Origin of the sequence: Priestia sp. TGN 0903 (genome assembly GCF_050846855.1) — a bacterium.
In the GTDB taxonomy this organism is placed as follows: domain Bacteria; phylum Bacillota; class Bacilli; order Bacillales; family Bacillaceae_H; genus Priestia; species Priestia zanthoxyli.
In genome coordinates this window covers 354,712-373,930 of record NZ_JBOZGL010000006.1, presented here as the reverse complement: position 1 = coordinate 373,930, position 19,219 = coordinate 354,712, and the positions used below count along the sequence as shown (strand labels likewise).

Below are 19,219 nucleotides of genomic sequence, written 5' to 3'. Positions count from 1 at the left end.
CTTGCATGTATTAGGCACGCCGCCAGCGTTCATCCTGAGCCAGGATCAAACTCTCCGAAGAAATGTTTGACTTGCTCGTTTAAAAAAATAAAAATTAACGTTGACGTTTACTATTTCGTTCAGTTTTCAAAGAACTCTTGTCTTAAAGCGACTCCTATATAATAACACTTTATAAGAATCATTGTCAACACTTTTATATAACTTTTTTTAAAACTACTAAAAAACTTATATGTGTTTTGCTGACTTTTTATATATTACCAAAATAAAAAGCCTATGGCAAGGTTTTTTTACATAAAAAAAAAGCCCCTGCTTTTTCAGGGGCTTTTTTTATTCTTCCGTTTCTTCAGCTTCAATTATTACATCTGTCTCTTCATGTTCATCTAATTCATCTAATACTTCGTCTTCATCTTCTGAAGTTTGTACTTTTGCAACCGTTGAAACAAACTCTTCGTCTCCTAAACGGATGACTTTGACACCTTGTGTGTTACGGCCCATTTGTGAAATATCTGAAACAGAAACGCGGATAAGAACGCCGCTTACTGTGATAAGCATAATATCTTCTTCTTGAGATACGCATTTCAGTGCGACAACATCACCATTTTTATCAGTGATATTACATGTTCTTAAACCTTTACCGCCTCTTGTTTGTACACGATATTCCTCAATCGGCGTACGTTTTCCGTAACCATTTTTCGTAATGATCAAGATATCTGATTGTTCTTCGAGAATCTCCATACCGATTACTTCATCTTCTGAATCGAGAGTAATCCCTTTAACTCCAGTAGCTGTACGTCCCATTGAACGAACATCATTTTCATTAAAACGAATTAACATACCCTTCTTCGTTCCAATAACCATATCGCGCTTACCATCTGTCAATTTAACAGAAATCAATTCATCTTCTTCTCTTAAATTCAAGGCGATAAGTCCGCTATTTCGAATGTTCTCAAAAGAAGATAAAGGTGTACGCTTAGAAATTCCTTGTTTTGTAGTAAAGAATAGATACCAATCGTCTACAAATTCATCGACGCGAATGATGGCATTTACCCATTCACCTTTGTCTACTTCTAATAAGTTAATAATAGGTATCCCTTTAGCTGTTCTTCCATACTCTGGAATTTCGTATCCTTTCGTACGGTAAACTTTTCCCTTATTTGTAAAGAAGAGAATCGTATCATGAGTAGACGTTGTTAGAAGATGTTCAACGAAATCATCTTCGTTTGTATTCATTCCTTGAATACCTCTTCCGCCTCTTCGCTGACTCTTATACGTAGAAACAGGCAAACGTTTAATATAGCCGTTGTGCGTTAAGCTAATAACAATATCTTGGCGAGGAATCAGATCCTCGTCTTCGATAATTTCAGCTCCTCCGCTTACGATTTCTGTTCGACGGCCGTCATTGAATCTTTCTTTTACTTCTATTAGTTCTTCTCTAATAATTTCTAATACTTTTTCTTCATCTGCTAAAATAGCTTTTAATTCAGCAATTAGCGCTAATAAAGATTGATATTCCGCTTCAATCTTCTCTCGCTCTAATCCTGTTAAACGCTGCAGGCGCATATCCAAAATAGCTTGCGCTTGTTTTTCAGATAACGAAAACTGCGTCATTAATCCTTCACGTGCAATATCTGTTGTTTGAGAACCTCTAATTAAAGCAATAACAGCATCTAAATTATCAAGAGCAATCTTTAAACCTTCTAAAATATGCGCACGTGCTTCGGCTTTTCGAAGTTCAAATTCAGTACGACGACGAATCACCACTACCTGATGGTCTAAATAGTACTGTAGACATTGCTTTAAGTTCAATACTTTTGGCTGTCCATCTACTAATGCAAGAGTATTAATACCAAAACTTGTTTGAAGAGATGTCTGCTTATATAAGTTATTTAATAAAACATTTGCATTTGCATCACGTCTTACTTCAATAACAATACGCATACCCGAACGGTCAGACTCATCTCGTAAGTCCGTAATTCCATCAATCTTCTTATCACGAGCTAGCTCGGCAATTTTTTCAATTAGCTTTGCTTTATTTACTTGGTATGGAAGTTCATGAACAATAATAGTTTGTTTACCATTGTTTTGTTCTTCAATTTCTACTTTTGCGCGAACAATAATAGAACCTTTCCCAGTTTCATAAGCTTTACGAATCCCGCTGCGGCCAAGAATTTGTCCTGCAGTTGGGAAATCCGGTCCTGGAATAATCTCCATTAACTCTGCAATTGTGATATCAGGGTCTTGACTTACAGCTAAAACGCCGTCAATGACTTCCCCTAACTGATGCGGAGGAATATTTGTCGCCATACCTACCGCAATTCCGGCTGAACCGTTTACAAGTAAATTTGGAAATCTAGCAGGTAATACAATTGGTTCACGTTCAGAACCGTCATAGTTATCTTGATAATCAATTGTATCTTTATTGATGTCACGTAACAGTTCCATCGAAACTTTTGACATTCTTGCTTCTGTATAACGCATAGCTGCTGCTGCATCTCCATCAACAGATCCAAAGTTTCCATGACCGTCAATTAGCATATAACGATAGCTAAAATCTTGTGCCATACGAACCATTGTTTCATATACAGCTGAGTCACCGTGTGGGTGATACTTACCAATTACTTCTCCTACGATACGAGCTGATTTTTTATATGGCTTATCCGATCCCATACCTAAATCATTCATTGCATATAAAATACGACGGTGCACGGGCTTAAGTCCGTCTCTTACATCTGGTAAAGCACGCGATACAATTACGCTCATTGCATAATCTAAAAAGGATGCGCGCATTTCTTGACTAATATTTACTTCTCTTATTTGAGAGTTTGGTTTATCTGACATCGATAAGAACCTCCTTCGCGAAGTTCAGTATAGTAATTCATATATATGTAAACGCAGGATAGAACCTATCTCTATCCTGACGTTTATATACCCTTTATAAAAAATATAAAGGGTATTACCGTTCATTTAAATATCGAGATTTTTTACGTACTGAGCATTTTCTTCAATGAAATTACGGCGCGGTTCTACTTTGTCGCCCATTAAAATTTCAAATGTCTCATCAGCTTCAATTGCATCTTGCAAGTTCACCTGAAGAAGGGTACGGAATTCTGGATCCATTGTTGTTTCCCATAATTGTTCAGGATTCATCTCTCCTAAACCTTTGTAACGCTGAAGGTTTGGTTTTGCGCCTTCAGGGAAAGAAGCTAATACCTCTTCTAATTGACGATCGTTGTACGCGTACTCTACTTTTTTACCTTGTGAAACTTTGTAAAGCGGCGGCTGGGCAATGTACACATATCCGTGCTCAATAATCTGTCTCATATAGCGATAGAAGAACGTTAGAAGAAGCGTACGAATATGCGCACCATCTACGTCTGCATCTGTCATAATCACAATTTTATGGTAGCGGGCTTTCGAAATATCAAAATCGTCACCAATACCCGTTCCTAGAGCGGTAATGATTGTACGAATTTCGTTATTAGATAAAATTTTATCTAAACGCGCTTTCTCTACGTTGATAATTTTACCGCGCAAAGGCAAAATAGCTTGGAAATGACGGCTTCTTCCCTGCTTAGCTGAACCTCCGGCAGAGTCACCCTCTACTACATAGAGTTCGCTAATAGAAGGATCTTTTGATGAACAATCTGCTAATTTACCCGGTAAGTTTGAAATTTCAAGCGCGCTTTTACGTCTTGTAAGCTCACGAGCTTTTTTAGCTGCCATTCTTGCTCTTGCAGCCATTAAACCTTTTTCAATTACCTTTTTCGCCACAATAGGGTTCTCTAGCAAGTAAGTTTCTAAGTGTTCTGCAAACACAGAGTCAGTAATTGTTCTTGCTTCACTATTTCCCAGCTTTGTTTTTGTTTGTCCTTCAAACTGCGGATCTGGGTGCTTAATAGAGATAATAGCTGTAATTCCTTCACGAACATCTTCACCCGTTAAATTGGCGTCACTATCTTTAAATACGCTGTTTTTACGTGCATAGTCGTTAATTACACGCGTTAACGCTGTTTTAAATCCTGCTTCGTGCGTTCCACCTTCATATGTGTGAATGTTGTTTGCGAAAGAATATAAATTACTTGTGTAGCTATCGTTATATTGAATAGCAATTTCTACAGAAATGTTGTCTCGATTACCTTCAATATAGATCGGCTCTTCGTGAATCACTTCTTTCGAACGGTTTAAGTGTTCAACGTAAGACTTAATTCCGCCTTCGTAATGGTATTCACGTCTTTTATCTTCTTCACGTTTGTCTTCAATCGTAATTTTAATGCCGCGGTTTAAGAAAGCTAACTCACGCAGACGATTAGCTAACGTATCAAAATCGTATTCAAGCGTTTCTGTAAAAATTTCACCGTCTGGATGGAATTGAATAACAGTACCTGTTTTATCTGTTTCTCCAACTACTTTTAAGTCAGCAGCCGGTACACCTCGTTCATATTTTTGATAATGAACTTTACCGTCACGATGTACGTGTACTTCCAAAGAGGTAGAAAGTGCGTTAACAACTGAGGCACCTACACCGTGTAATCCACCAGATACTTTATAGCCGCCGCCGCCAAATTTACCTCCGGCATGAAGAACCGTTAAGATAACTTCAACAGCAGGTCTGCCCATTTTTTCTTGAATACCAACTGGAATTCCACGACCGTTATCTTTGACTGTAATACTATTATCCTTTTCGATAATAACATTAATTTCATCGCAATAGCCGGCCAGCGCTTCATCAATACTATTATCTACAATTTCCCATACAAGATGATGTAAACCCTTTGCGCTCGTCGATCCAATATACATCCCCGGACGTTTACGAACAGCTTCTAATCCTTCTAATACTTGTATCTGATCAGCTTCATATGCTTGTACTTCTTTTTGTTCCATCGTCAAATGTATCACCTACACTTTTTTTTAACAGCAAACTGCTGTATTTATCATTTTGTATTATGTTTTTCGAATATTATGTGGAAATAATACGGAGCCTTTAATGTATTTGCCATTTGTTTACTTATGCACAAAATTTTCATAATCGAGGGTACGAGTTGAAATATATAGACTTAAAACTATAATGATATCATATTTCAGTTAGATTGCCTTGTGAAAAGTTTTTAGACAGATCAATTGCTATTTGACCTTTTGAATTTGGCCAGCTTCTACATGATATGTAGCCGCTTTTTCTAAGGTCTCGTGATGAATTCCTTCAATGCTCGTTGTCGTTACAAACGTCTGAACTTTTCCTTGAATGGTATTTAGCAAGTGTGATTGACGAAAATCATCTAATTCAGACAATACGTCATCTAAAAGCAAAATTGGATATTCACCTACTTCTTGATGAATTAACTCAATTTCAGCAAGCTTTAACGATAAAGCAGTCGTCCGCTGTTGCCCTTGTGAACCAAATGTTTGAACGTCTTTTTCATTAACGTAGAAAAGAAGATCATCACGGTGTGGTCCTGCTAAGGTGACACCTCTATCAATTTCTCTACTTTTTATTTTATCAAACTTTTGATGATATGCTTCTAACATTTTCGACAAATCTGCATCTTCTGATACATCAATTGAATTCTTATACTCAATTTTTAATGTTTCTAAGTCTCGACTGATCCCTTTATGAATAGGCTCTGCCCACTGTTGGAGTAACTGTAAAAACTCAAAACGTTTTTTTAAGATTTTCGCTGCCATTTCACTTAACTGTAACGTAAGTACGTCTAAAAGTGAAAGATCCGTTTGTTTTTTGGTCTGCAGCTGCTTCAAATATTGATTTCTTTGCTGCAAAATCTTTTGATACCTGCTTAAATCATGCATGTAAACAGGCGAAACTTGACCAATTTCCATATCGATAAATTTGCGCCTTACTTGCGGACTCCCTTTAACTAGGTTCAAATCCTCCGGAGCAAACATGACAGTGTTAATTGACCCTATATATTGACTGAGTTTTTTCTGCTCAATGTGATTATATTTTGCTTTTTTCCCTTTTGTTGAGAGAACTAAATCCAGTGTAACGGGCCCTCTATGCTTTTCTACAATGCCCGATAGCTTTGCATACTCACAGTCCCATTTAATTAATTCTTTATCGTTGGACGTACGATGAGATTTAGCCATAGATAATACGAAGATCGATTCCATCACGTTTGTTTTACCCTGTGCGTTTTCACCCAAAATGACGTTTACTTTATTTTCAAAGGGAATCGTTGTCTTCGTATAGTTTCGGTAATTTGTTAAAGTAATTTCTTTAATATACAAACGTTTCACCAACTTTAAGTAATAACAACAAATGATCCTGCAGCCGGTATATCCACTTCGTCATTTGCATATAATTTACGCCCGCGGCGCTCTTCTAGCTCCCCGTTCACATATACTTCGTGCTCACTTAAAAACCATTTTACCATTCCACCTGTTTGAATGACGTCTGCTAGTTTTAAAAACTGGCCAAGCGTAATGTATTCAGTTGAAATTTTAACCTCTGTTTTCATGCGACTCTCTCACTTTCTAATGATGTATCTCTATTTTACTAAATAATTCTTCTTGAGAAAAGAAAGCTACTAGTACGGCATGCTAGTAGCTTTCTGAGATTTAATATGTTCGCACTGGTAAAATCAGCTGCAGCATTGAATCATCCTCTAATGTTCGAATGACAAATGGACGCATCGCACCAGTGAAGTTAATTTTGATATCTGTTCCTTCGAGCGCTTTTAATGCGTCTAACATATATTTTGCGCTAAAAGAAATTTTTAATTCTTCTCCTGAGATAGACTGACTTTGTACCTCTTCAATTACTTTTCCGATTTCAGGAGAGTTAGAAGAAATTTCAACAATTCCTTCATCCAGCGTAGATAGTTTTACTACGTTGTTTCTTCCTTCACGAGCTAATAAAGAAGCACGGTCAATCGATTGTAAAAATTCTTTTACGTTCAATATAACATCCGTTTTACTATCGGCTGGGATCAATCTTGAAGTGTCAGGATAATTTCCGTCCAGTAATCTTGAGAAAAATAGTAAGTGTTTTGTTTTGAATAATACTTGATTTTCCGTGATAACGATGTCTACTAATTCATGAGAATCATCAAGGATCTTACTGAATTCACTTAAACTTTTACCTGGAATAACCACATTATACGTTGCTTCATTTCCAGTTTCAATGGTCGCTTTTCGCAAAGCTAGACGATGACTGTCAGTGGCAATACACGTTAATTCTTTGCCGTCGACTTTCCAGTTTACACCTGTCAAGATAGGTCGTGTTTCTGAGGTGGACACTGCAAAGACAGTTTGTCGAATCATGTTTTTTAATAAGTCTGTCGGTAATCTAAACATGTTGTTTTCTTCGATCTGTGGCAAATGAGGATACTCTTCTGCATCTAAACCATTTAAGTTAAATTCAGCTTTTCCTGAACGAATGATTGTTAAAAAGTGACTTTGGACGTCCAATTCTACGATGTCTTTAGGAAGCTTTTTGACGATTTCACTAAAGAAACGAGCTGGGAGAACAACGCTTCCTGGTTTTTGGATATCAACAATCTCTTTTCCTTCTTCCTCGTTTGGAATAAACGATTCAATAGAGATATCGGAATCACTTCCGGTTAAAGTAACACCTTCTTCAGTCGCTACAATTTTAATCCCTGTTAAAATTGGAATTGTTGTTCTAGAAGATACAGCTTTCATAACGTCTTGAACGCTTTGAACTAGGTAGTCTTTCTGTATGATAAATTTCATAATAATTAATCCTCCTTAAAAGTAGGTTTAAAAGCTTATTATTTATTATATTTTAAGATAGTAGTAGTAATAGGGGCTGTGGAAATGTGGATAACCCCTAAAAACGTGAGAACACAGCCTATCCGCATGTGGACAGACTGTGTACAATCCTAACTCACTTATACACAAAATACAAGTAAAAAAAGCCTATATTTTTAGTGATTCACTTATTTCTTTAATTTGTTTTTGTAGGTCAGTATCTGTTTGAACAAGTTTTGAGATTTTTTCATGAGCATGGATGACCGTAGTATGGTCTCGCCCGCCAAACTCTTCTCCAATTTTAGGCAGCGAAAAATCCGTTAGTTCGCGAGAAAGGTACATGGCAATTTGTCGAGGAAACGCTACTGACTTTGTACGTTTCTTCGCTTTGAAATCATCTAATTTTATATTAAATTCTTGTCCAACAATCTGTTGGATATCTTGAATCGTAATAACCCTAGGTTTTGAACTAGGAATGATATCTTTTAATGCTTCTGCTGCTAAATCAGCGTTTATATCTTTATTAATTAGTGAAGAATAAGCTACTACGCGAATAAGTGCTCCTTCTAATTCTCTGATATTTGAATCAATCTGATTGGCGATATAAAGCATAACTTCATTTGGAATAACTAAGCCGTCCGCTTTTGCTTTTTTACGCAAAATAGCAATTCGTGTTTCCAAATCTGGTGGTGTGATGTCTGTAATAAGGCCCCATTCAAAGCGAGAACGAAGTCGATCTTCAAGTGTAGGAATTTCTTTCGGCGGTCGATCACTTGAGATGACAATCTGCTTGCTTTCTTCATGAAGCGTATTAAACGTATGGAAAAATTCTTCTTGTGTCTGCTCTTTACCCGCTAAGAATTGAATATCATCAATCAGTAAAACATCTACATTGCGGTATTTGTTGCGGAATTCTACTGCTTTATTGTCACGAATAGAGTTAATAAACTCATTTGTGAATTTTTCAGATGATAAGTACACGACTTTAGCAGCAGGATTATGATCTAACACATAGTGGCCTATTGCGTGCATTAAGTGTGTTTTACCTAATCCTACTCCCCCGTAAATAAAAAGCGGATTATACGCTTTAGCCGGCGCCTCTGCTACTGCTAAAGAAGCTGCATGGGCAAAACGATTCCCAGATCCGATAACAAATGTATCAAAGGTATACTTCGAATTTAGCATACTTTGAGGGAATTCTGCTCCTTCGTCTTTATTGACTTTCTTTTTAGGAGTTTGAATATCGAATTCTTCCTCGGCCTGGTTAGGAGGAATAATAAATTTCACATCTAACTCTTCCCCCGTAAGGTCGTAAAGTGTTTCAGCAATTAAATTAGAATACCTAGATTCTAACCAGTCCCGTGCAAAATCATTAGGCGCAGTAATAATGAGCGTGTCTCCTTGCAAAGCATGAGCTTTTGTCGATTTGAGCCAGGTTTCAAAACTAGGTTTGCTTAATTTTTTTTCAATTTGATCTAAAGCTCTGTTCCATAAATCATGAATGTTTTCCAACGAGTAACCCCTCCTTTTTCTAGTTTTCATGCGCTTTGTACAACCCTTGTACAACCTGTACAAAACCTTATGCATAAAAAAATTATATTTATACAATTGCTATTATGTGGGTAAATATATATTATAGAAGAAAGCCGACTATTCGACAGATTCCACATGGTGTGGATAACTTTATACAGTGATAGTGGAAATGATGTCCACAAGTTGTCCACAGTTTGTGGATAAAAACCAACTGTGGAAAAGTAATTAAGAGTGAAAACAAAAATATAATATCAAAGAATTCGGCATGATGCAATGAATTTTCGAAACTTATCCACAATCACTACACCTTGTGGAGAAAAGTTTTCCACAACACAAGATAGTGTGCATGAGTTGTCGATAAGAAATGGAAAAGTAGAAAAATGTCGAAAAAACTTATCCACAAAGGTTTAAGAGAAGAATTTGAATAAAAAAGAGGCTTTTTATAACATTTATTGTTGTAGTTTTGTTCAGTAACGATGCGATCACAGCTGGTAGAGAAAGAAAAAGAGATGAAAAGGAAAAATTTTTTCTTTAATAAATCAATGAATTTTATTGATTAGGTATAGACAATTGGGTTATAAAGATATTAGAATGAAGAAGATTGAGTAAAACAGATAATGAAACCAAGAGATTGAAAATTTTATTTTTTAAATAACATTGACATCTTCTTAGTCTTTTCATTATAATTGCAAGGACTGTCTTTTTCAGTTATTCCTCGAGGAGGTGTTTATAGATGAAAAGAACTTACCAACCAAACAAACGTAAGCACAGTAAAGTACACGGTTTCCGCGCTCGTATGAGCTCAGCGAATGGACGTAAAGTTTTAGCTCGTCGTCGTCGTAAAGGAAGAAAAGTATTATCAGCATAATAGACCACTGACGCCAGTGGTCTTTTTTCGCTTTCTAAGGCTAAAATCACCTCTGTTCCTGTAGGGACTACATAAAAGCATGACCTGAAAAAGGGCAGGAGTTGTTAAAAATGAAAAAAAGATATCGTATAAAAAAGAATGATGAATTTCAAACCGTTTTTAAAAAGGGCAAGTCCGTAGCGAATCGCCAATTTGTCTTGTATGTTCTAGACAAACCGGATCAAGAACATTTCCGCGTAGGATTCTCCGTGGGCAAAAAGATTGGAAATGCCGTGACTCGTAATCGAGTTAAGCGCCTTGCTAAACAAATTATGTTTGAATTCACACCGTATTTAAAGCAAGACAAAGATTATATTGTAATTGCAAGGCAGCCTGCTGCAACAATGAGCTATGAAGAAATTAAAAGCAGTTTGCAGCATGTCTTTAAGCGTGGCAAATTACTTACACATAGACAAAACGATTAATAAACAATAGAAGAAAAGCCTTTAATAGCTGTTGTTTTTCTACCGCATCCTTATATAATGGATTTTGACGCACTTTCAGAATTGAAAGGTGAACATGTAGAAGGAGGAAAAACAGGTGAAGAAGAAGTTGTTTTTAGGGATAACGCTTATCTTTCTATTAACTGTTTTAGCGGGTTGTACGGAAATGAACCAACCTATTACAGATGATAGTAAAGGTTTTTGGAATGAGTATGTTGTGTATCCGCTGTCATTAGTCATTACGTATCTGGCGGAGGTATTTAAAAGCTATGGAGTTGCGATCATCGTTGTCACGATCCTGATTCGCTTACTTATTCTACCGCTTATGATCAAACAGATGAGAAACACGAAAGCAATGCAGATGCTTCAGCCCGAAATGCAGAAGTTAAAGGAGAAGTACAGTTCAAAAGATGCCCAGACGCAGCAGCAATTGCAGAAAGAAACGATGGCATTATTCCAAACTTACGGAGTAAATCCTTTAGCTGGGTGCTTCCCAATTCTAATTCAAATGCCCATTCTTATTGGGATTTTCCACGCGATTACACGAACTTCGGAAATCGCAAACAACAGCTTTTTATGGTTTGATTTAGGTGCGCGTGATCCGCTATTTATCTTACCAATTGTCGCAGGAATCACAACGTTTATTCAGCAAAAGATGATGATGGCCGGAAATGCAAATCAAAATCCTCAAATGGCTATGATGCTTTGGATTATGCCGATCATGATTGTGGTTTTTGCAATCAATTTTCCAGCCGCCTTATCTCTTTATTGGGTAGTGGGAAATCTATTTATGATTATTCAAACCTACTTCATTAAAGGGCCAGACTTAAAACAAGCGAATATTGAAGGGGTTAAAAAATGAACGAAATCACAATTACGGCCCAGACGATTGAAGCTGCTGTTCAAGAAGCATTAAATGCTTTAGAAGTAGAGCGAAATCAAACAAATGTAGAAATAATTGAACCAGGTAAAAAAGGATTTTTAGGAATCTTTAAGGGAAAACCCGCAGTTGTAAAAGTTACAAAAATAGTTGACCCTGTAGAGGAAGCGGTTCATTTTATTACAAATGTTAGCCGTGAAATGGGGATTTCGATTCATACGAACGTCAAAAAAACCTCCAGAAACTGCATAATTGAGATTAGTAGCGATTCAGCGGGAATGTTGATTGGAAAACATGGACAAACCCTCAATGCGCTCCAGCTTCTCACACAATTGGTAGCTAATCGATACAGTCAGCAATTTTTAAATGTTGTCTTAAATCCAGAAGGCTACCGGGAAAAACGAAAAGAAATGGTCGAAAAACTGGCATTAAAAATAGCTAATCAGGCGATTAAAACGAATCGATCTGTTCAACTAGAACCAATGCCTTCCCATGAAAGAAAAATGATTCACCAAGCGTTAGCTAAAAATTCTTTAGTTGAGACACAATCCGTTGGCAAAGAACCGAAAAGAAGTATTTTGGTTCAGCCAGTTGCCAAAAAGCACTAGCAAAATAAGCTAGTGCTTTTTTATATGCTTATTTTATCGATCTAGCGTTCAAAAAAATCAAGATGCATACGTTGTTATTCACATGTGGATAAGTTAAAATAGTACATACTGCCTGTTTTTCTTGCTGTGTATAACAGAAGAACGTTAGAGATGTTCCAAATCGGTGAATTGTGGTATTCTATTTATTTGGTTCATACAAATCACGGGCCTTAAAATAGATGTTTTTGTTCGTAGAAAATTGTTAACGATGATAGTATATAACATCGTTTAAAATAAAAGGTTTATAAAATGAAATGAGGTGAAGTTGGTGCTAGATTTTGATACAATTGCGGCCATTTCTACACCAATGGGAGAAGGAGCTATTGCCATCGTCCGCCTGAGTGGTGAAGAAGCAATTACGATTGCAGATCGTATCTTTAAAAGCGTTTCGAATAAACGATTAACAGACGTAGCTTCTCATACTATTCACTACGGTCATATCGTAGATCCCAAGACGGAGCAAGTCGTTGAAGAAGTGATGCTTTCCATTATGAAAGGTCCCAAGACATTTACTAGAGAAGACATTATTGAAATTAACTGTCACGGAGGAATTGTATCCGTTAATCGTGTGCTGCAGTTAGTTATTGCAAATGGTGCCCGTTTAGCCGAGCCAGGTGAGTTTACAAAACGAGCATTTTTAAATGGTCGAGTAGACTTATCACAAGCAGAAGCTGTAATGGATTTAATTCGTGCCAAAACAGATAAAGCGATGAATATGGCAATTGGCCAAATGGAAGGGCGTTTGTCCAAGCTAGTACGTCATTTACGCCAGGAAATTCTCGAAACACTTGCCCATGTAGAAGTGAACATTGACTATCCAGAATATGACGATGTAGAGGAAATGACTCACCAAGTGTTGATCGAAAAAGCTTCAAATGTACGCCAAGAAATTGATAAGCTTCTTCAAACCTCTCATCAAGGGAAAATTTTAAGAGAAGGATTAGCTACGGTTATTATTGGACGTCCTAATGTAGGGAAATCTTCTCTTCTAAATAGTTTAGTGCAAGATGCAAAGGCTATTGTCACAGACATTCCTGGAACGACGCGAGATGTGATCGAAGAGTACGTTAATGTGCGAGGAGTTCCTCTACGATTAGTTGATACAGCTGGAATTCGTGAAACAGAAGATATTGTAGAACGAATTGGTGTGGAACGCTCCCGTCAGTATTTGAAAGAAGCGGATTTAATTTTGCTTGTGTTGAATTTCAATGAAGAATTAACGGACGAAGATAAAAAGCTATTTGAAGCTGTAGAAGGCATGGACGTTATTGTTATTGTGAATAAAACAGATCTTGAGCAAAAAATTAATCTAGAGGAAGTGCAGCAATTTGCTGGTGATCATCCAGTAGTGACGACTTCGCTTCTTCAAGAACAAGGAGTGGATCAGCTTGAAGAAGCAATCGCAGCTCTTTTCTTTGAAGGAACAATTGAATCTCAAGATTTAACATATTTATCTAATACGAGACATATTGCGCTTTTAACGCAAGCAAGAGGAGCTATCGATGAGGCCATCACAGGTATTGAAAGTGGTGTTCCAATCGATATTGTCCAAATTGATTTAACAAGAACGTGGGAACTATTAGGTGAAATTATTGGTGATGCTGTTCACGAAAGCTTAATTGATCAGTTGTTCTCTCAATTCTGTTTAGGAAAATAGATTATTAAAGGAGGCTACTATTATGCAATATGAAGGTGGACAATATGATGTTATTGTCATTGGAGCAGGTCATGCAGGATGTGAAGCGGCGCTTGCTTCTGCGCGTATGGGTGCTAAAACGTTAACGTTGACCATCAACTTAGACATGGTGGCGTTTATGCCCTGCAATCCTTCTGTAGGTGGTCCTGCAAAAGGTATTGTCGTACGTGAAATTGATGCTCTTGGCGGAGAAATGGGTAGAAATATCGATAAAACTCATATTCAAATGAGAATGTTAAACACAGGAAAAGGTCCGGCTGTTCGAGCACTTAGAGCTCAAGCAGATAAATTTGCTTATCAGCATGAAATGAAAAAAACGTTAGAAAATGAAGAAAACCTAACCCTTATGCAAGGCATGGTAGAACAGTTAATCGTAGAAGACGGTGTATGTACAGGTGTTGTCACTCAAACGGGAGCTGTGTATAAAGCTAAAACAGTTGTTATTACGACAGGAACATTCTTACGCGGGGAAATTATTTTAGGTGAACTAAAATACTCAAGCGGTCCTAACAATCAACAACCTGCTATTAAGCTTTCTGAACACTTAGAGGAGTTAGGACTGGACATGGTCCGTTTTAAAACAGGAACTCCACCTCGTGTTAATAGCTCAACTATCGATTACAGCAAAACGGAGATTCAGCCTGGTGATGATGTGCCTCGTGCTTTCTCATATGAAACAACACAGTACATTACAGATCAATTGCCTTGCTGGTTAACATATACAAGTGAACAAACGCATCAAATTATTGATGACAACCTCCACTTATCCCCTATGTATTCTGGGATGATCAAAGGTACTGGACCACGCTACTGTCCATCTATTGAAGATAAGGTTGTGCGCTTTAATGATAAACCGCGTCACCAAATTTTCTTAGAGCCAGAAGGACGAAATACGCAAGAAGTGTATGTTCAAGGACTATCAACAAGCCTTCCTGAGCACGTACAGCGTCAAATGCTTGCAACAATTCCTGGTCTTGAAAAAGTCCAAATGATGCGTGCGGGCTATGCTATTGAATATGATGCAATTGTTCCGACTCAGTTATGGCCAACGCTGGAAACGAAGAAAATTAAAAATCTTTATACGGCTGGACAAATTAACGGAACGTCTGGTTATGAAGAAGCTGCAGGCCAAGGTCTTCTTGCCGGAATTAACGCGGGAAGAAGAGCGCTGGAACAAGAAGAAGTCATCTTAGGACGTTCTGATGCTTACATCGGTGTATTGGTGGATGATTTAGTAACAAAAGGAACAAATGAACCGTATCGTCTGCTAACATCGCGTGCAGAATATCGTTTATTACTTCGTCACGACAACGCTGATTTACGCCTCACTGAAATTGGTCGTGAACTAGGATTAATCAGCGATGAGCGCTATGCTAAATTTGAACAAAAGAAAGCGGAAATCGAGCAAGAGAAGAAACGTCTTTTCTCTTTTATTATTAAGCCGAATGAAGCTGTTCAACAACTGATTAAAGAAGCTGGCGGCAGCGAATTAAAAGATGGCATTCGTGCGACAGATTTACTTCGCCGCCCTGAAATGACGTATACTCATATTCATCAATTAGCACCAGCGGATGAGACGGTAGATCCTGAAGTAGCTGAACAAGTAGAAATTCAGGTGAAATACGAAGGATATATTCAGAAATCACTTCAACAAGTTGAACGCTTGAAGAAGTTAGAAAACAAAAAGATTCCTGATTATATCGATTATGATGCAATTAACGGTTTAGCTACAGAAGCCCGTCAAAAATTAAACCAAGTGCGTCCACTAACGGTAGCGCAAGCTTCACGTATTTCTGGAGTCAACCCAGCTGATATTTCAATCTTGCTTGTTTATATTGAACAAGGGCGCATCGCTAAAGTATCAAATGATTAAAACTCTTAGGCGCGAAGAAAGGGAAACTCAATGAATATTCAACAGTTTCAACAGCTATTAGAAGAAAAGGGAATTTCTCTTTCTTCTAAACAGCTGAATCAATTTGAAAAGTATTATCAAGTTTTAGTGGAATGGAACGAAAAAATGAATTTAACTGCTATCACTGATCACGGTGAAGTGTATGAAAAGCATTTTTACGATTCTATTTCAGCTGCTTTTTTTCAAGACTTTACAGAAATTGAATCCATGTGTGATGTAGGGGCAGGAGCAGGATTTCCAAGTATTCCGATCAAAATTTGTTTCCCGCATTTGCATGTAACCATTGTTGACTCGTTACAAAAGCGTATTACGTTTTTGACGCATCTTGTAAATGAGCTTGAACTAGACAATGTCACACTATGTCATGATCGAGCTGAAACATTTGGTAAAAAAGAAACGATTCGCGAGTCATTCGATCTTGTAACAGCAAGAGCCGTGGCACGTATCTCGGTTCTTAATGAATTTTGCTTACCGCTTGTTAAAGAACAAGGACGCTTTTTAGCAATGAAAGGTGCTTCTGCCCCTGAGGAATTAAAAAATGGGGAAAAATCATTTCAAGTATTAGGTGGAAAAGTGAAGTCGATTGAACATTTCCAATTGCCTTTGGAGCAAAGTGAACGTTACATTATTTTAATAGATAAAATAAAGAAAACGCCTAAAAAATATCCTAGAAAACCTGGTACCCCAGTTAAGCTTCCATTAGAGTAGGCGGTAAATAGATAGAGAAGAAAATGTTTCATATGAAACATTTTCTTCTCTATATTTTCTGTTTAGAAAGCAGGATATGATTAAAAAACATCGAATTAGTTTAAGGCGGGATTTTCCTGAAGGTGGTGTGGGACTATGAAATCTGCTTTTTCACGTTTTTTTAATTTAAAAGAAAAAGATGAGGATATTCATGTAGAGATTGAAACTGTCCAAGATGAAAATGTCGAAAAAGTTTTAAGAGATGAAGTAAAACAAATTAGGGTTTCAAGTATTATTCCGAATCGTTATCAGCCGCGTACTGTGTTTAATGAAGCAAAAATTGAAGAGCTAGCTCTTACTATTCATACACACGGTATTATTCAACCTATTGTGGTTCGACCGACTGAGGGCGAAGAATACGAATTAATTGCTGGAGAACGCCGGTGGAGAGCTGTACAAAGCTTAGGATGGGATACGGTTCCTGCAATTGTGAAACATTTTAACGATACAGAAACGGCCTCTGTGGCTTTAATAGAAAACTTACAACGTGAAGAGCTAACGGCTGTCGAAGAAGCACTAGCCTACGCAAAGTTAATTGAGTTACATAATCTTACCCAAGAGGCATTAGCTCAACGTTTAGGAAAAGGCCAATCCACAATTGCAAACAAGCTTCGTTTGTTAAAGCTTCCTGTTGAAATACAAGAAGCAATCAAACAAAAATTGATTACAGAGCGACATGCGAGAGCGCTCATTCCCCTCAAAAATCAAGAAAAACAACTTCAAGTATTAGCTGAGATTATTGAAAAACAATTAAATGTAAAACAAACGGAAGATCGAGTAGTTAAATTGTTAGAAACGCAGGTTAAAAAGCCAAAAGCAAAAAGAAAAGCGTTTAGTAAAGATACGCGTATCGCAATGAATACAATCCGTCAATCGTTGACAATGGTTAGTGACAGCGGTATTTCATTAAACACAGAAGAAGAAGAGTTTGATGAATATTTTCAGTTTACTATTAAGATTCCGAAAAAATAAAGAAATAGCCCTCATCTTTTTTTGATGAGGCTTTTTTATCAAAGTTTTTCGTCAGAAAATTCAATGAACAATAAAACTGTCTGGACAAATGGGATGGAAATGAAAGTAGGTGACAACATGGGGAAAATTGTGGCAGTTGCGAATCAAAAAGGCGGGGTTGGAAAAACAACAACCGCTGTTAATTTAGGCGCTTGTTTAGCTGAACAAGGAAAAAAGGTTCTACTTGTAGACGGAGATCCACAGGGTAACGCTACGAGTGGAGTTGGCATAGATAAAGCAGATGTAGATGAATGTATTTACAATGTAGTAGTGGAAGATATGGAAGCCAAAAACGTTGTGCGTTCAACAGCCGTCGAAAATTTATCAATCATTCCCGCGACCATTCAATTAGCTGGTGCAGAAATTGAATTAGTGTCGACTATTTCACGTGAAGTTCGACTTAAGAGAGCTTTAGAAACGGTGAAAGATCACTTTGATTATGTTATTATTGATTGTCCCCCTTCTCTTGGTTTACTGACATTAAATGCGTTAACTGCAGCTGATTCTGTTTTAATACCTGTACAGTGTGAATATTATGCGCTTGAAGGATTAAGTCAATTGCTAAATACCGTTAGATTAGTCCAAAAACATTTGAATAATCAACTGCGTATCGAAGGTGTATTGCTTACTATGCTTGACGCACGCACAAATTTGGGACTCCAGGTAACAGCAGAAGTGAAGAAGTACTTTCAGGATCGGGTTTATCAAACGATTATTCCTCGAAATGTTCGTTTGAGCGAAGCACCTAGTCATGGTGAACCAATTATCTTATATGATGCAAGATCTAGAGGGGCCGCAGTTTATACGGAACTTGCAAAGGAAGTGATTTATAATGGCGAAAGGATTAGGGAAAGGAATTAATGCCTTATTTTCAGGCTTAGATGCACAGGCTGATGATTCAATTCAGGAAGTTGCTATTCACGAACTTAGACCCAACCCCTATCAACCACGTAAAACGTTTAATAAAGAAGCAATTAATGAGTTAAAGCAATCCATTTTACATCATGGCATCTTACAGCCTATTGTAGCTCGCAAAAGCATTAAAGGCTATGAAATCTTAGCGGGTGAAAGACGATTTAGAGCTGCTAAAGAAGCTGACCTTGCTACTGTTCCTGTCATTATAAAAGACTTTTCAGAAAAGCAAATGATGGAACTAGCTTTGTTGGAGAATTTACAGCGTGAAGATTTGACGCCAATTGAAGAAGCAACCGCTTATCAATTGCTTATGGATAAGCTCGATATGACACAGGAGCAACTTGCTACACGACTAGGAAAAAGCCGACCTCATATTGCTAACTATGTTCGCCTCTTGCAACTGCCTGAGGAAATTCAAACCCTCATTTCTACTAATGAATTGTCTATGGGACACGGGCGTACGCTAGTCGGTTTAAAAAATAAAGCTCTTCTACCTAAAGTAGTTGAAAAAATACGCAAGGAACAATTAAATGTCAGACAGCTAGAGGCTTATATTGCTCACTTAAATAAAGCCGTTCCACGTGAAACATCAAAAACCAAAAAAGATAAAGATTTATTCATAAAACAAAGTGAAACACAGCTCCGTGAGCGCTTTGGTACCTCTGTTCATATTACACAAAGCAAGAAAAAAGGAAAAATTGAAATCGAATTTTTCTCTAAAGAAGATTTAAACCGTCTTCTTGAATTATTTAATGATCTTTCTCAGACCAATAAATCTTCTGTATAAAAAAGGTTGTCCTAGT

16 protein-coding genes and 1 rRNA gene are annotated in these 19,219 nt (G+C 37.3%); 10 read left to right on the top strand and 7 right to left on the bottom strand.

The window, feature by feature from the left end; all coding sequences use genetic code 11:
* From ACRPLY_RS21280 to dnaA, 7 genes are all read right to left on the bottom strand, one after another.
* Window positions 1–61: ribosomal RNA gene (locus ACRPLY_RS21280) — 16S ribosomal RNA — on the bottom strand; the annotation flags it as partial.
* A 266-nt stretch (window positions 62–327) separates the two neighbouring features.
* On the bottom strand, window positions 328–2,838 hold the full coding sequence (gene gyrA / locus ACRPLY_RS21275; RefSeq protein ID WP_033580879.1) for a DNA gyrase subunit A: 2,511 nt from the start codon (window positions 2,836–2,838) through the stop codon (window positions 328–330).
* 126 nt (window positions 2,839–2,964) lie between these two features.
* Window positions 2,965–4,881 carry a DNA topoisomerase (ATP-hydrolyzing) subunit B gene (gene gyrB, locus ACRPLY_RS21270; protein WP_028411910.1) on the bottom strand — a complete coding sequence of 639 codons (1,917 nt, stop codon included), beginning with the start codon at window positions 4,879–4,881 and terminating at the stop codon, window positions 2,965–2,967.
* 240 nt (window positions 4,882–5,121) lie between these two features.
* Window positions 5,122–6,240: a DNA replication/repair protein RecF gene (recF, locus tag ACRPLY_RS21265; RefSeq protein WP_432232104.1), complete on the bottom strand. Its 1,119-nt coding sequence runs from the start codon at window positions 6,238–6,240 to the stop codon at window positions 5,122–5,124.
* A 14-nt stretch (window positions 6,241–6,254) separates the two neighbouring features.
* Entirely contained in the window at window positions 6,255–6,470 is a 216-nt protein-coding gene (yaaA, locus tag ACRPLY_RS21260) for a S4 domain-containing protein YaaA (protein ID WP_013054822.1), read from the bottom strand.
* 100 nt (window positions 6,471–6,570) lie between these two features.
* Window positions 6,571–7,707, bottom strand: coding sequence for a DNA polymerase III subunit beta (gene dnaN, locus ACRPLY_RS21255; RefSeq protein WP_013054821.1), 1,137 nt, complete (start codon window positions 7,705–7,707; stop codon window positions 6,571–6,573).
* 186 nt (window positions 7,708–7,893) lie between these two features.
* Window positions 7,894–9,237, bottom strand: coding sequence for a chromosomal replication initiator protein DnaA (dnaA, locus tag ACRPLY_RS21250; RefSeq protein ID WP_028411911.1), 1,344 nt, complete (start codon window positions 9,235–9,237; stop codon window positions 7,894–7,896).
* Window positions 9,238–9,991: 754 nt separating this feature from the next.
* Here dnaA and rpmH point away from each other — a divergent pair.
* From rpmH to ACRPLY_RS21200, 10 genes are all read left to right on the top strand, one after another.
* Window positions 9,992–10,126 (top strand): 50S ribosomal protein L34, encoded by a 135-nt coding sequence (rpmH, locus tag ACRPLY_RS21245; protein WP_013059930.1) that lies wholly within the window; start codon window positions 9,992–9,994, stop codon window positions 10,124–10,126.
* Window positions 10,127–10,236: 110 nt separating this feature from the next.
* A complete protein-coding gene (gene rnpA / locus ACRPLY_RS21240) occupies window positions 10,237–10,590 on the top strand; it encodes a ribonuclease P protein component (RefSeq protein ID WP_013059929.1) in 354 nt (117 codons plus the stop codon).
* 115 nt (window positions 10,591–10,705) lie between these two features.
* On the top strand, window positions 10,706–11,470 hold the full coding sequence (gene spoIIIJ / locus ACRPLY_RS21235) for a YidC family membrane integrase SpoIIIJ (protein WP_028411912.1): 765 nt from the start codon (window positions 10,706–10,708) through the stop codon (window positions 11,468–11,470).
* Window positions 11,467–12,096 (top strand): RNA-binding cell elongation regulator Jag/EloR, encoded by a 630-nt coding sequence (gene jag, locus ACRPLY_RS21230; protein ID WP_028411913.1) that lies wholly within the window; start codon window positions 11,467–11,469, stop codon window positions 12,094–12,096. The genes spoIIIJ and jag overlap by 4 nt, the downstream gene beginning before the upstream one ends.
* A gap of 307 nt (window positions 12,097–12,403) precedes the next feature.
* Complete coding sequence (gene mnmE / locus ACRPLY_RS21225; RefSeq protein ID WP_028411914.1) at window positions 12,404–13,792, top strand: tRNA uridine-5-carboxymethylaminomethyl(34) synthesis GTPase MnmE; 1,389 nt, start codon at window positions 12,404–12,406, stop codon at window positions 13,790–13,792.
* Window positions 13,793–13,814: 22 nt separating this feature from the next.
* On the top strand, window positions 13,815–15,704 hold the full coding sequence (mnmG, locus tag ACRPLY_RS21220; protein ID WP_013059925.1) for a tRNA uridine-5-carboxymethylaminomethyl(34) synthesis enzyme MnmG: 1,890 nt from the start codon (window positions 13,815–13,817) through the stop codon (window positions 15,702–15,704).
* A 30-nt stretch (window positions 15,705–15,734) separates the two neighbouring features.
* Window positions 15,735–16,451 (top strand): 16S rRNA (guanine(527)-N(7))-methyltransferase RsmG, encoded by a 717-nt coding sequence (gene rsmG, locus ACRPLY_RS21215; RefSeq protein WP_013085565.1) that lies wholly within the window; start codon window positions 15,735–15,737, stop codon window positions 16,449–16,451.
* A 135-nt stretch (window positions 16,452–16,586) separates the two neighbouring features.
* Window positions 16,587–17,462 carry a nucleoid occlusion protein gene (noc, locus tag ACRPLY_RS21210; protein WP_013059923.1) on the top strand — a complete coding sequence of 292 codons (876 nt, stop codon included), beginning with the start codon at window positions 16,587–16,589 and terminating at the stop codon, window positions 17,460–17,462.
* A gap of 117 nt (window positions 17,463–17,579) precedes the next feature.
* Entirely contained in the window at window positions 17,580–18,362 is a 783-nt protein-coding gene (locus tag ACRPLY_RS21205; protein WP_013059922.1) for a ParA family protein, read from the top strand.
* Window positions 18,334–19,203, top strand: coding sequence for a ParB/RepB/Spo0J family partition protein (locus ACRPLY_RS21200; RefSeq protein WP_013059921.1), 870 nt, complete (start codon window positions 18,334–18,336; stop codon window positions 19,201–19,203). The genes ACRPLY_RS21205 and ACRPLY_RS21200 overlap by 29 nt, the downstream gene beginning before the upstream one ends.
* Window positions 19,204–19,219 lie beyond the last annotated feature (16 nt).